This window comes from Paraburkholderia phytofirmans (assembly GCF_046028095.1).
In the GTDB taxonomy this organism is placed as follows: domain Bacteria; phylum Pseudomonadota; class Gammaproteobacteria; order Burkholderiales; family Burkholderiaceae; genus Paraburkholderia; species Paraburkholderia phytofirmans_A.
Genome location: NZ_JAQQDJ010000002.1, coordinates 916,227 through 929,604, shown reverse-complemented (window position 1 = coordinate 929,604; position 13,378 = coordinate 916,227). Strand labels below are relative to the sequence as shown.

Here is a 13,378-nt window from a genome sequence, read left to right as displayed (position 1 = left end):
ATCGCCCGGTCGCGATTACCCGGCGAGACTGCCGACAAATCGTCTGATGTGGTCGAGGACGGGTTGCTGATCGCCCGCGAAGACCCAGTGATCGGCGCCGTCGAGTTCGACGAATCGCGCCTGCGCGATGTGGCTGGCGAGATGCCGGCCCGCGCCGACGCGAACGGCGCGATCGTCGTGACGATGCAGCACCAGGGTCGGCACGGAAATTCGGCCCAGCAGATGCCGCACATCCATGTCGCGCAAAGCCTCGAGCACGCCCTTGATGGCGCCCGGGCTCGACGCGGCCCGCAGCAGGCCTGCCCACCAGGCTCTCGCCTGTGGGTCGCCGGACAGGCTCGGCGCGAATGTCTCGATGCCCGCGGGGCCGCCCCAGGCCGCGACGAGCTGCTGCAGCCACATGTCGTACTGACTGGCGTGAAGTGCGTGGGGATAGTCGTGGGTTGCGGTTCCCTTCGCCAACGAGGCGAACAGAATGAGTCCGGCGACACGATTGGGATGATCGACAGCAAACCTGATGCATGCCGGTCCGCCTTCGGACGCGCCGAACAGCACGACCCTCCGGCTGCCGATCGCATCCAGCACGGTGCCGATGTCCTGCGCGGTGGCGTCCACGCCCGGATTGAACCCGACCCGGTCGGACAGCCCGACGCCGCGTCGATCGAGCAGGATCAGACGGCCTATCCCGGCAAGAGAGGACAGGAAGGCCCGGCAGCGGGGCTCCTCCCACACCCGTTCGACGTGAGACACGAAACCGGGCAGCACAAGCACATCAATGGGGCCGGCGCCGTAGGTCTGGTATGCGAGATGGACGCCGCCACCGCTGACGTAGCGCGTCGACGGCGGGTCGTCGAAGGGCAACGCCGCGCCGGCATCGAGCAGCGCGAGGGTCTCGGATTCGGGCGCCACATCGAGCTCGTCGCGAAGACGTTGGGTCAGGGCCGCGAGGTGCCGCTGGGCCGTGGCCCGGTCTCCGGCGAGCAGAAGGTTGCGGACGAGGTGCCGGCCGTACACTTCGCTGAGCGGATCGAGCTCGACAAGACGGCCGGCGTGCGCGGCCGCGGCTGCGTAGTCGCCGGCTGCGTTCTTGTCGTGCACCACTCGTTCGAGCGCCTGGATCGCCCGGCCTCGCAAAGCCTCCCGGCGAAAAAAAGCCCACTCGTCGAACTGCGGGCAGTCGCCGGGCGAAAAGCCCTCGAGAAAATCGCCGGAATAATGGCGGCACGCTCGCTCGAATTCGCCACGATCGCAGGCTTGCTCGAACAGTTGGGAATCCACTTGCAGACCGATTGCTGCCGACCACCGAACGGTTGACCGGTCTGTTGCGAGAACGTCGTCGCCGAGCGTGTGCTGGAGGCGATGCAACAGACGCCGCAGCCGCGCTCTTACAAGCTCTTCGCCGCCTTCCGGCCACAACATCGTAGCGACGGCATCGCGCGCCACTGGGCCCTTCGCTTCGGCCAGGTAGACCAGCAGCGCCAAGCCCTTGCGCAAGGGTAATGGGCAGAGCCGGCCGTCCCGGCGGACCTCCGGAAATCCAAGCGTCCGCACGCTGAACAGAGCCATGGCGAGGCGACCCATCAATGATGGCGTCCGGGGGACGCTCAGGAGACGAGGCAATCCTACCATTCCGTGCAAGCGATGGTCACCGGACGCATCGCGTTGGATTGAACTGGAGAATTGCCATGAAGAACCTGGGCGAACATGCAATCGTGATCGGCGCAAGCATGGGTGGGCTTTTGGCCGCCCGCGTATTGTCGGATTTCTTCACCACCGTCACCGTGCTCGAACGCGATGCGTTGCCGGCAGATGACACGCCGCGCAAGGGCGTGCCGCAAGGCCGTCACACCCATGGGCTGCTTGCGCGCGGCAGCGCGATACTCGACGAATTCTTCCCCGGATATAACAACGAGGTTGTCGCGCAAAGCAACGGGTTGATCGGTGATGTAGCCAACGACGTGATCTGGATAGGTCGCAACGTCAGGCTTGCCAACGGCGCGAGCGACCTGAGCGGTCTGCTTGCGAGCCGCCCCGTGCTCGAAGGTCATCTACGCCGGCGGCTGCTGGGATTGACGAACGTGCGCATCGTGGAAAATTGCGCTGTGCGAGGTCTTGCCACCGACTCCGCTCGCAGGTGCGTGACCGGTGTGCGCGCATGTGTCGACGGCAGGCCGGAAGAGACCATTGAGGCGCACCTTGTCGTCGATGCGACTGGCCGTGGCTCATCCAGTGCGGCGTGGCTCGAGGAGCTCGGCTACGTACCGCCCGTCAAAGAGGAGATCGAGATCGGCATCTGCTATATGACCCGTAGCTATCGACGTCGGCCAAATGATCTCGACGGCAAGCAGGGTATCGTTGTCGCCGGGAGTGCGCCGAACTGGCGCAACGGCGTCGTGCTTGCGCAGGAAAACGATAGCTGGATCGTCAGCGCCGGCGGTTTTCTCGGCGACGACGCACCCGACGACGACCAGGGCTTTCTCGCCTATCTGGCGACGCTGCCGACCATGGAGATTCACGACCTGGTCGCTAGAGCGGAGCCGCTTACCGAATTCAGGCGCTATCGCTACGTCTCCAACCTGCGTCGGCGGTACGAGAAGCTCGCACGCTTCCCTAAAAATTATCTGGTTTTCGGCGATGCCATCTGCAGCTTCAACCCTGTCTACGGGCAGGGCATGACGGTCGCGGCAGAGGAAGCGCTGACGCTGCAGCGCTGCCTGCGCACGGGTTCGCACGATCTTGCGCGCCGATTCTTCAGGGCGGCCGCGAAGATCGTCGATATTCCGTGGGACATCGCGGTTGGCAACGACCTCCGCCATCCACAAGTCGAAGGCACGCGCCCGCCGATGGTGCGTTTCATCAACTGGTATATCGGCAAGCTTCACCGTGCGGCGACACGCGACAGCACGCTGGCGATTGCGTTTCTGAAGGTCGTCAATCTGATGATGCCGCCGTCGTCGCTGCTCAGCCCTGCGATCGCCTGGCGGGTCTGGCAGGGAAACCGGAGGGCCGTGCTACCGGTTGCCTCGCCTGCAATCGAGGCAGCGAGGCGCAATAGCGCATCGTCTTGAGCGGGCTCCGGCGCGCAAACATGAATCGCCGCTCACAGTCACATCTCCATCGAATGTCTTCTGCTGTGAGCTAAGCTATTTTTAGACATGTAAAACGACCCTCACTGGCCGCGTTGAAGCGGCGCATAAGAAGGGCGAACAGCAATGGGCATTCGTCGCCGCTGCTCCAGTTGTAGCTTGCTGATTCGCTAACCCGTCCAACGGCGAGCGTTCTGGCGACCTCGATGTGTAAAAGGAGGATGGCCATGAAGTACATCATTAGCTGGTTCGAACGCACACAAGGTTCGCCTCTCGAGTACGAGAATGCCCAGAAGCGAATCCTCGATGTGTTTAGTCAGTGGAAAGCGCCAGAGAACTTCAATCGCCAGCGGGCACCATATGTCTTTCAATACAGCAAAGGAGTTCACGATGAGCAAGACACTTTCGGGCAAGGTGGCCCTCGTTACTGGCGGCTCGCGCGGTCTCGGCGCCGCAATCGCAGCGGCGTTAGCGGACCAGGGGGCCGATGTCGCAATCAGCTATGTCGCGTCCGAGGAAAAGGCGGCCGCCGTTGTCGAAGGGCTCAAGGCGAAGGGCGTGCGTGTCGTCGCGGTGCAGGCTGATCAGGGCGACCCCGCAGCATCCGAGCCGTTGATCCGGAAGGTGGTCGCGACCTTTGGCAAGCTGGACATTCTGGTCAACAACGCCGCTGTCGCCTGGCAGGGCAAGACCATTGACGATCCGGAAATCGACAATGCGGCGATGGATCGCCAGTGGATGATCAACACGATGGGTGTGATCGCCAACATCCGCGCCGCTGCCAAGGTATTGCCGGAGGGAGGACGCATCATCTCGGTCGGGTCGGGTCTTGGCACGCGGGTCGCCTTTCCGGGCACAACCGATTACGCGGCGACGAAGGCCGCTGTCATTGGCTACAGCAAGGGGGCGGCACGCGATCTCGGTCGGCGCAACATCACCGTGAACGTCGTGCAGGCAGGCGTGATGGACACTGACATGGCGGCTGGCTCAAAGGACAATCTGCCGCCGATCATCATGGAGTCGCACGCGATCCAGCGGTTCGCGGAGGTCCGCGAGGTCGCTGCGGCGATCGTATTCCTCGCGGGGCCCGAGGCGGCTTTCATCACCGGATCGATCATCGATATCAACGGTGGGTTTACTGCTTGAGCCCTTTACCCGAGCGCGGCAGATGTAAGTCCGTAAGCAGTCGTTGCAATGGCCGGACCTGAACGGCTGTTCAGGGTCGAGTGCCGAAGTTCGCGGCGCGGTCGCCGCAGTTGCGCCGTGCTTGAACTACGACTTCGGCAAGCGGCCAACCAGCGTTGTTCACCGCGCTCGGCTATCGGACCGTGAAGCGAGTGCCTGGCACCCGGAATCGGCCGGCCGGATTCCATGAGGCGGCAACACGCCAGGAACCCGGAGGGACACGTTGGTGAATGATCGCTCGGCTTGTTGAGTGGTGTATCAATCTTTCAGATGAGTGAATTTGTCTTTTGTTGCTACGTCTCGACGGCTGTACTTCCAGGCGCCGTTCTCGCGCTCAAGCCAATCGTCATAGACGCAAATGTAGCCGTCAAGAGCACCGTCCTTTTTTGCGAAGAATTGCAGATAGCACTTTTGACGAGCATTTTCACCGTCGACCGAAATAATTTCGTTGGTCGTGAGGTGATACATAGTCCCGAACGTCGCGATGCACGTAGGAACGAAAGCCTTCAACTGCTCGGTACCTTTTAGTTTTGATCCACCCAATGCAGCATTGAAGGCTCCGTCGGCTGTGAAGCAGCTTGCCCATGCATCAGCGTTGCCCTCGTCGAGCGAGAAGTTGTATTTTGCGTTTAATGCCTTGATTTCCTGGATGTCACTAGATGCCATTTTAGTCACCTCTATAAAGGTTATTGAATTGCCTTGCGGCAACAGATCATGTACGCCAGTCTGGCAATCGCCGAGGCAGGCGAGCCGGGTTGGCGCGCGGAGCGGTCTTACCTCTGTATTGTTTAGATTTGCGAGCCGCCGTGAAGCAACGAAGACTTTGTGCTGGTCGCCGATAGTCCTGGTGCTTACCGGCCGGCGCTTTGGCCGCCATCCACGTGCAGGATTTCTCCCGTAATGAAGGGTGCCGAATCCAGGAACAGAATAGCGTTGGTGATATCGCTGGTCTCGCCCATGCGGCCGAGCGGATGGAGCGCATCGAGCGTGTCGTGATATTGCGCCGGGTGCATTGGAGTCTTGATGATTCCAGGTGCAACAGCATTCACACGAATGCCTTTTTTGGCGTACTCAATCGCCAATGATTTCGTTGCGGCGTTCAGACCACCCTTTGTCAGCGCGGCGAGTACCGAATACACGCCGCTGATCGCCTGGTCCACGACGCTGGCGGTCACACTGACGACATGGCCGCCCGCCTGCTTTTCCATCTCGGCGATGGCAAGTTGCGTGATGTGATAGAAACCCGCCATATTCACGTTCATTACAGCGGCGTAGTCTTCGCTCGTGTTTTCCGTGAAAGGCTTGCCAATGTAGATGCCGGCGTTGTTTACCAGAGTGTCGATCCGGCCGAACTTTGCGACACTTTCGGAAATCACACGTCGCGCGGTGTCTGGATTGCCGATATCACCGGCGACGGCCAGGATACTCGGATCGTCCGACGGCTTGATCGAACGTGCCGTCGCAACGACGCGGTAGTCGAGTTTGCGAAATGCCTTGACGACGTCGGCACCAATTCCTTGCGATGCACCGGTAACGACGACAACCTTTTTGGACGTGCTCATGCTTTACTCCAGAAAAACGTAGTTGTTTGGCGTGACGCCGAGTGAGCCGGCAACGTCAATGCGGTCGCATTGCGCCGGCTGTCAGATACACGCGCCGGACAAACAGTCTTGCCTGGCGGCAACGAATGGCAAATCGACTGAGAGAGTTGCCATACCGCTCTGTGTAGCGACATTCATGCTTGCTTGATTCGAATAGTGATTCATTTGCGCCGACAGCGGTAGAATGCCGACACGACTTTCAGTTATTCTCCCTGCAAATGAATGACAAGCTGTCGACCCTGCAGCTATTTGTACGGGTTGCCCACACATCGAGTTTCACCAAAGCCGGCCGGGAGTTGGGCTTAAGCCAGCCGTCGGCATCACGGCGCATTTCGGAGCTCGAGGAGGAGGTCGGCGCCGCGCTATTCGTGAGAAGCACGCGAGCCGTCACGTTGACGGATGCGGGTACCGATTACCTCGCCCGCGTTGAAGCGATTCTCTCCGCACTAAATGAAGCAGACCACGCTGCGCGAGGAACGGCGGAGCTGCGGGGCCATCTACGCGTTGCGTTGTCGACCAGTTTCGGGGTGCACGAGGTTATCCCGCGGATCGGGCGGTTCATGAGCGCGCACCCGGCGTTGCACGTTGACCTGCGAATGGCAGACGACCGGCAGGATCTGATCGCTGAAGGTGTGGATGTGGCGTTCCGCTTTGGACAACTGAAGGACTCGAATGCCACTTCAACGATGCTCGGGCGGTGCCCGCGGATGCTGGTCGCCTCTCCGGACTATCTGGCCAGCGCGGGAATGCCGGTCGAGCCGGGCGACCTGGCCAAACATACCTTCGTCAAGGGGCCACCGGGTGCCGGAGTGCGCGGCTGGACCTTTGAGAAGGGTGGACGCCGGCTCACGGTCCGGGGAGAGGGACGTCTGACTATCTCCCTGAACGAAGGAACCACAGTTGCGGCCGTTGCGGGCCTTGGGATTCTGGCCACAGGCTCATGGGGGTGCCGCGCCGAGCTGTCCGATGGCCGGCTCATCCCTTTGTTGCCGGATTGGGCGGTCGAACCACTTGACGTCAATGCCGTTTATCCCGCTGCCCGGGCCGCCAGCGCGGCCGCCCGAGCCCTCGTTGCCTATCTTGCCGACGAACTGAAAGCGATCTCGGTCTAGTGTCGGTTCGGCACCAACCCGGAGCTTCGCTTGCCAGCTCGCGAGATATCCGCAAATTTCGCCTGGTTCGACCTCAAGTCTTCGACAATAGTCACCCGTCTGCCATCCGGATGATTCCCGCAATTGAAGGTCTCTGAGTGTTGCCGATGCGTGCACGGATCGGGAGCTCGTCATGATGCGTGTTGAGGCTTTCATACGGACGCTCCTGTGCGTATCACGATTGCGGCGGCTTGGCGTCGAATGCAATCCGTCCTGCGGGCAAAAACGTGAGCGAGATGACTGCGCCGCCTTTGACCTCCGAAAAGTGGCGACTGCCCGGCTCCGGTGCCGTCCAGCCGCTATAACACCAGCCGTTCGGACCTGCGAGAGCGGCGCCTTCATTCAGTGGCACCACCAGATTAATCTCGCCGTACGGATGCGCGTGGTAGCCGGCGCGGAAGCTGCCTTCGGGATTCTTTTGCGTGTTCTGCGTGCTGTCCAGCAGCACGGCCGTGCTGCTGAAAAAGAACGTCTCCTCGCAGGGCGCACAGATTCGTGAGCGACGATAACGCGGACCAGCAACTTCGGTGTCGGCCGCCCAGCCGTCCTGCACGCCGAGGGTAATCAATCGCGCGAGCTCCTTGTATAACTCGCTTTCAGCGCTGTGTTTCGTATTTAACCATTGCTCGAGTTCGGTGCCCGGCGTCATGTCTTTTACCTCGTGCAGCAGAGGGATAAAACGGGCGACAAGTTCGGCTTTGCTATTTGTGAATGGACTCTGGGACATTTGTGGCATGACACGTGTGAGGGCCGGCGACACCCGGATGCGCGACGCGTAAGCGCCCCGCCGGGATCGACGGCAAAGGGAAACGGATCGATAGCCCAGGTTGCTTGCGCAAAGGGAAAAACGGGCGTCGTACTATCACGGCGCCCGGTGTCCCCAAGAAGCCGCGAGGAGATATTTTTGCTCACCGTCCTCGTTCGATCCATAATCAAATGACCAAATTTCTTATTGCATCGTACATTTTCGTATGGATCCGCTTTCCGACGTGTTTTCTTTGCTGAAGGTGAAGAGCGTACTTTCGGCGCGCTTTGAGGCCGCCGACCCTTGGGCCCTGAGGTTTTCTGCCTACCGTCATGTCAAATTCGTCGGAATCATCAAAGGCAATAGATGGGTGTGGATTGAAGGTGTGACCGCGCCCGTAAAAATGAAGGAGGGGGACTTCTGTCTCCTCACTGACGGGTCACCGTATTGTTTTGCTAGCGATCCAGGCGTCGAACCACAAGACGGGGAGAAGGTGTTTGCCCATGACCTTGGGGCGGACGGAATTGTTCGATATGGTCGGGGAGAGAGGCGCACGATTAGCGTCGGAGGGATGTTTGAGTTCAACGGTGACAAGAGCGGCCTGCTGCTCAATTTGCTGCCCCCGCTTGTTCACGTTTGCGCTGATTCTCCGGAAGCGAGATCGTTGGGCACGACGCTCGAATTGATCCGGGCAGAGACAGAATCAGTTCGGCCCGGCAAAGCCGCAATGGCGGGCAGTCTCGCAAACATTGTGCTGGTGAACATCTTGCGGGCTCATCTTGCCGCTAGTCCGAGGTCATCGGGCTGGCTAGGCGCACTGTTGGATCCGAGGATCGGCGCCGCGCTAAGAATGGTGCATGAAGACATTGCGCATCGATGGAAAGTCGACGAGTTGGCATCGAAGGTCGGCATGTCACGCACCGCGTTCATTGAGCGCTTCAAAGCTCTCGTGGGTTTGCCGCCAATGGAATATCTGATTAGCTGGCGCATGACGATTGCGAAAGATGCCTTGAGGACGGACAACCAGAATCTCGCGACCATTGCGGCTTCCGTCGGCTACGCATCCGAAACCACTTTCAGTTCGACTTTCAAAAAGATGTTCGGTCAAAGCCCCAGCCGGTATCGGGCTGAAACAAAACACATGGGTTAAGTTTCATCGAAGCCCCCCGCGACGGACCACACGCTTTGCCGCCTGGCATCGTTTATATCTAACCGGGCGAGTAGCTTCTCATCACATATGGGCTCTCGATGGAGGGTCGCCTGTCTGCAGCAGTGCGCACAGAATGCGAGTGTCGCCGTGGTCGCCGTCGGTGCCTTCAAGTAAGTTCATCGGGATTCATTTGAGCCCATAAAATGTAATGTTTCTTTCATGTGGCTTCGATAGACTGCGCGCTTTCTTACGCAACCTCTTGAGGGCACGGCGTCATGCGTTTTCGGCAATTCCATTCACTTAGCCAGCCTTTCGTCGCCGCAAGTTTTGCGTTGCTGCTCGCGGCCTGTGGCGGTCAACTCAACGATGGCATCAGTTCGTCTGCGACTGTCACAGCTGTCCCGGCCGCGCCGGCTGATCCAGGTTTTGTCGATAGCGCACCGGTTCAGACCTCAGTCGCTGCATTCGTCGACAACGCGTTTAGCAATCAGCGCGGTGATGCGCGGTACGCGACCATGTCCACGAACGCGGGTGTGCGCGTTCTCAACGGTTTCCGTACGTTGTGGCAGCCGCTCACCGATCTCGTCGACGCAGGCGTCTCCGCACCGGCGGTTGGGAGCTTTCCCGCGGTAGTGGCGTCGACGTGGACAGGGGTGCCCAGCGACGGGACGCCGAACGGTACTGCACTCAATCCCACCGTATTGAACGCCAACATCCAGTATGTGGTGTCCGCAACCACCCAACGTACGGCGGCGCAGGCCGATGCAGCCTATTACGATGACCGGCGCGGCAAAGGCTATAGCGTGACCGATGGCATGGGCCCGCTCACCGATGCGTGGCGCAGCGCGACAAAGCAAACCACCAGCATCACCAGTATTCCGGCGAACGCCACCACCATTTTGTATAACGACACCGGCAACAATACCGGGGTAGGCGGTACTGCGAACGCGCAGTTCGGATCGGTCGTCGACTTCATCAACGCTATGGGGACTAATGCGTCCACGGAACCTGCGAAGCGATTCTACAAGTACGCGCGACCGTTCCGCTGGAGCAGCAGCGTGGCGGTTGTACCGACGCTGGTGCCCGCAGAAAGCACAACGCCTTCAACAGACGGCGGATTCCCGAGCGGTCATTCCGCTGAAGCGATGCGCGACGCCCTCGCGATGGCCTACGCGGTGCCCGAGCGCTATCAGGAAATGCTGAGCCGCGGGCTCGAGCTTGGCGAGAACCGGATTCTCGCTGGCATGCACTCGCCGCTCGATGTCATTGGCGGGCGTATCCTCGCCGAAGCGGTGGTAGCGGCCAATCTTGTCGATCCGACCAATGCCACGCTCAAGCAGACAGCGCTCACTCAGGCGCATACAACGCTGTACTCGCTGACAAACACTACGGCTGCGACTTTCCGTACGCTGGCCCAGTCGGGTACGACGGCTACCGATCGCTTCGCGGACTATGCAACCAACAAGGCGAACTACACCCGTCGACTGACCTTCAGCTTTGCGCCGATTGCCTCGACGACGGCTCTGCCAGTGGTGCCGAAAGGTGCTGAAGTTCTGCTCGAGACCCGCCTGCCATATCTGAGCGCGGACCAACGGCGCGTCGTGCTCAAGACCACCGCGCTTACATCAGGCTTTCCCGTTCTCGACGATGCCGAAGGCTGGGGACGCCTGAATCTGTTCGCGGCCGCCGACGGCTACGGCTCGTTCGCAGGGAATGTCATGGTGTCAATGGACGCGACGCAGGGTGGATTCAATGCCGCCGACACATGGCGCAATGACATTGGAGGCAGCGGCAAGCTGACGCTTAGCGGTACGGGTTCTCTCACTCTCGCTGGCGCCAATGCTTATAGCGGTGGGAGCCAGGTGCAGGGCGGTACGCTTGTTGCCGCTTCCGCGAAAGCATTCGGTACCGGGGACGTCTACGTGAGCGGCGGCACGGTGGTCGTGAACGCGACAACACGCGTGCAGATTGCCGGCAGGTACACCCAGCTGTCGGGCGGTACGCTGGAGATCGATCGCGGCTTGGGCGACCAGGGCCGGCTAGCCGTGGGCGGCCAGACGTCCATCGTGGGCGGAACGTTGCACGTGAAGTTTGCGCCGGGCTATTCGCCGAAGGTCGGCGATACGATCGCGCTGATCGACTGCAACGGTTTGCAAGGCCGCTTCTCGACGGTAACGGTGGATGGCTTCAAGGTAACGGCTCAGTACACCGCGTCGGGCTTGCAGATTCATCTGGATGTCTGAGGCGACTTTGGGCACCAAGGGCGGCTCCGATAACGTTGGCATTGCGAGTGGTGCGCAAGCCAAACAGGGCGGCCAGGCGTGCTGCACTCCAGGAAATAGGCCGATCGCTCAGACATCGATACGCTTGGTCCGCCTGCGGTGCGCCCACACCAACTCGGCATGTGAATGCCGCGCCGCCTTCCTCTAAATGCGTACTGCAGGGGTAGCACTGTCAAGTGGAAGGGGCGAGGCCTATATTTTTTGCTGCCTTTGCCGTAAACCCGGTCACGGTTATGCGCGACACTCGGGCAATCGATTGCCGCAGCCCCTGTTAGACCAAGTCGGGAGTCTCGCCGCGACCTGCGGGACGACGACGTTTGGACCGAGCTTATCCACCAGAACGTTACAGTGTCTGTTTCCATTACCACCGGAAAACTAGCTGCTCTCGCAGGCCGTCATCCTTTGATCGTCGGCGCGCTAGGTAGTCTGATGGCTTTAGGCGTGATGGCGATCAGCCTGATCACACTTCTGGCCTCTCGTGATGCAGCTGTGGAACATGCTCATCAAACGTCTGGAAACGTCACCGACGTTTTGGTGAACAACATCGCCCGGACGATTGAAACGTCGAATAACTCGCTTCTCGCCTTGATTTCGGCGCTGGACAAGCCTGTGGTCCAAAGCATGGATCCGCAGCTGCGTCACGAACTGCTGTTTGACCGGACCGCTGCCCAGTATGTCACCGGCATGGGAGTCACGGACGATCGGGGTCGTCTGATCGACGGCTGCTGTTCCAGTTCGCATAAATGGGATTTCAGCGACCGGGACTATTTCCTGGTTCATCGCCATTCGGTGAATGTCGGCCTCTATGTGTCATCAGTTTACCAGGCGCGGTCGCGGCCGGGCGCGCAGTCAATTGCGATCACGAGAAGGATGAACCGGCCCGACGGGTCGTTCGGAGGTGTAGCGATAGTCGCGATTGACGTCGACTATTTCAGGCAACTTCTTTCAAAACTGGACGTAGGGCCGCATGGAATTACGGCAGTCGTACGTACCGATGGGACGCTGGTAGCCAGAAATCCCCCAATCAGCCAGACCAGGCTGGTCGATCTCGGTAGGTCACAGGCGTTTCCGCGTATGGTGAATCATGACTCCGGGTTCTATGCCTCGACCTCTATTATCGACGGGGAACTTCGACTTTATACGTTTCAGCGCATTCCAGGCACCCCCCTGATTGCAGTCGTGGCACCGGCGGAAAGCGACGTGCTGTCCTCCTGGAGGAGGTTGTCATGGATGGTCGGGATCTCCGCATCGTCCGTTAGCCTGGCTTTCTGTGCTTCGGTCTGGTTACTTGCGTTTGCACTGCGGGACCATGTAAAGGCGCAGTTGCTGCTTACGGAGTTGACGCAAACCGATGCGTTGACCGGCCTCAAAAACCGGCGCGCCCTCGACGAGGTGCTCGAAAACGAGTGGGGCAGACTCCAACGGAGCGAAGAGTGCCTGTCGCTGCTATTCGTCGATGCGGATAACTTCAAACAGTACAACGACAGGCACGGTCACGCTCAAGGCGATGTTGCACTGAGACATCTCGCAGCGTGTATCAATCGGCACGTGCGTCGTCGCGGTGATGTCGCGGCCCGATATGGTGGAGAAGAGTTTGTCGTTGTGTTGCCCGACACGGATGAAGCAGGAGCGGCTCAGATCGCGGAAGCAATACGGCACGAAGTCGATCACGGGCGACCGACGGAAATCACCGGAGCACTCGCACATTTCACGGTAAGTATCGGGACCGCGACCGGTCGACGCTCACGGCCTTTGTCACTGGATGAATTGACGAATTCGGCTGATCTGGCGCTGTACGAGGCCAAAAGAAGAGGAAGGAACGCCGTCGTCTCAGCAGATGCATATATTACATCGGCTCAGCCGCAGAGTTGATTGTGCTCGTTCTTTGGTGCTGCCTCGGGAGTTCGTATGCGTATCTATTGCGCTGCTTGCCGGGCAGTATGATCTGCAATAACGTACAAAAATTCATAGCCAGGACTGGCGTTGTCGCGGGAACTGCTCGACTTGGTTAGAGTGCCGCGATGCAGGCAGTCACATTAAACGCTTGAACGCGAGCGCTGCATGCGTGGTCCGAACTTGCCCAAGCTCCAGGCGGCTTTTGAGGATAACCCCGTTCATCGCATGACGGCGACACGAACACATTAATGTGACAACGCGATGGAAGGCGCCGTGGTGCCC

Annotated in this window: 11 protein-coding genes; 6 read left to right on the top strand and 5 right to left on the bottom strand. The window is 59.9% G+C overall.

Annotated elements, in window-relative coordinates; genetic code table 11:
- Window positions 1–15 precede the first annotated feature (15 nt).
- Window positions 16–1,566 carry a bifunctional AfsR/SARP family transcriptional regulator/alpha/beta hydrolase gene (locus PQR54_RS08680; RefSeq protein ID WP_408244957.1) on the bottom strand — a complete coding sequence of 517 codons (1,551 nt, stop codon included), beginning with the start codon at window positions 1,564–1,566 and terminating at the stop codon, window positions 16–18.
- A gap of 119 nt (window positions 1,567–1,685) precedes the next feature.
- On the opposite strand from PQR54_RS08680, the gene PQR54_RS08675 reads away from it, so the two are divergent.
- Window positions 1,686–3,068 (top strand): FAD-dependent oxidoreductase, encoded by a 1,383-nt coding sequence (locus PQR54_RS08675; protein WP_408244956.1) that lies wholly within the window; start codon window positions 1,686–1,688, stop codon window positions 3,066–3,068.
- Window positions 3,069–3,138: 70 nt separating this feature from the next.
- Here the strand turns inward: PQR54_RS08675 and PQR54_RS08670 are convergent, their stop codons facing one another.
- Window positions 3,139–3,315, bottom strand: a complete 177-nt coding sequence (locus PQR54_RS08670; RefSeq protein WP_408244955.1) for a hypothetical protein — start codon at window positions 3,313–3,315, stop codon at window positions 3,139–3,141.
- A gap of 161 nt (window positions 3,316–3,476) precedes the next feature.
- Between PQR54_RS08670 and PQR54_RS08665 the strand changes: the two genes are divergently transcribed.
- On the top strand, window positions 3,477–4,232 hold the full coding sequence (locus PQR54_RS08665) for an SDR family NAD(P)-dependent oxidoreductase (RefSeq protein WP_408244954.1): 756 nt from the start codon (window positions 3,477–3,479) through the stop codon (window positions 4,230–4,232).
- 297 nt (window positions 4,233–4,529) lie between these two features.
- On the opposite strand, the gene PQR54_RS08660 is transcribed toward PQR54_RS08665, so the two are convergent.
- Together PQR54_RS08660 and PQR54_RS08655 are read right to left on the bottom strand one after the other, a co-directional pair.
- Complete coding sequence (locus tag PQR54_RS08660) at window positions 4,530–4,937, bottom strand: nuclear transport factor 2 family protein (protein ID WP_408244953.1); 408 nt, start codon at window positions 4,935–4,937, stop codon at window positions 4,530–4,532.
- Between the two features lie 185 nt (window positions 4,938–5,122).
- Window positions 5,123–5,833 (bottom strand): SDR family NAD(P)-dependent oxidoreductase, encoded by a 711-nt coding sequence (locus tag PQR54_RS08655; RefSeq protein WP_408244952.1) that lies wholly within the window; start codon window positions 5,831–5,833, stop codon window positions 5,123–5,125.
- 257 nt (window positions 5,834–6,090) lie between these two features.
- Between PQR54_RS08655 and PQR54_RS08650 the strand changes: the two genes are divergently transcribed.
- The gene (locus PQR54_RS08650; protein WP_408244951.1) at window positions 6,091–6,984 is read left to right on the top strand and encodes a LysR family transcriptional regulator; all 894 of its coding nucleotides are present in this window, start codon (window positions 6,091–6,093) and stop codon (window positions 6,982–6,984) included.
- A 214-nt stretch (window positions 6,985–7,198) separates the two neighbouring features.
- On the opposite strand, the gene PQR54_RS08645 is transcribed toward PQR54_RS08650, so the two are convergent.
- Window positions 7,199–7,750 (bottom strand): 4-hydroxylaminobenzoate lyase, encoded by a 552-nt coding sequence (locus PQR54_RS08645; protein WP_408245020.1) that lies wholly within the window; start codon window positions 7,748–7,750, stop codon window positions 7,199–7,201.
- A gap of 244 nt (window positions 7,751–7,994) precedes the next feature.
- Here PQR54_RS08645 and PQR54_RS08640 point away from each other — a divergent pair, with 244 nt between their 5' ends.
- From PQR54_RS08640 to PQR54_RS08630, 3 genes are all read left to right on the top strand, one after another.
- Window positions 7,995–8,918, top strand: coding sequence for an AraC family transcriptional regulator (locus tag PQR54_RS08640; RefSeq protein ID WP_408244950.1), 924 nt, complete (start codon window positions 7,995–7,997; stop codon window positions 8,916–8,918).
- A gap of 275 nt (window positions 8,919–9,193) precedes the next feature.
- Window positions 9,194–11,161, top strand: a complete 1,968-nt coding sequence (locus PQR54_RS08635) for a phosphatase PAP2 family protein (protein ID WP_408244949.1) — start codon at window positions 9,194–9,196, stop codon at window positions 11,159–11,161.
- Window positions 11,162–11,548: 387 nt separating this feature from the next.
- A complete protein-coding gene (locus PQR54_RS08630; RefSeq protein WP_408244948.1) occupies window positions 11,549–13,072 on the top strand; it encodes a diguanylate cyclase in 1,524 nt (507 codons plus the stop codon).
- Window positions 13,073–13,378: the final 306 nt, after the last annotated feature.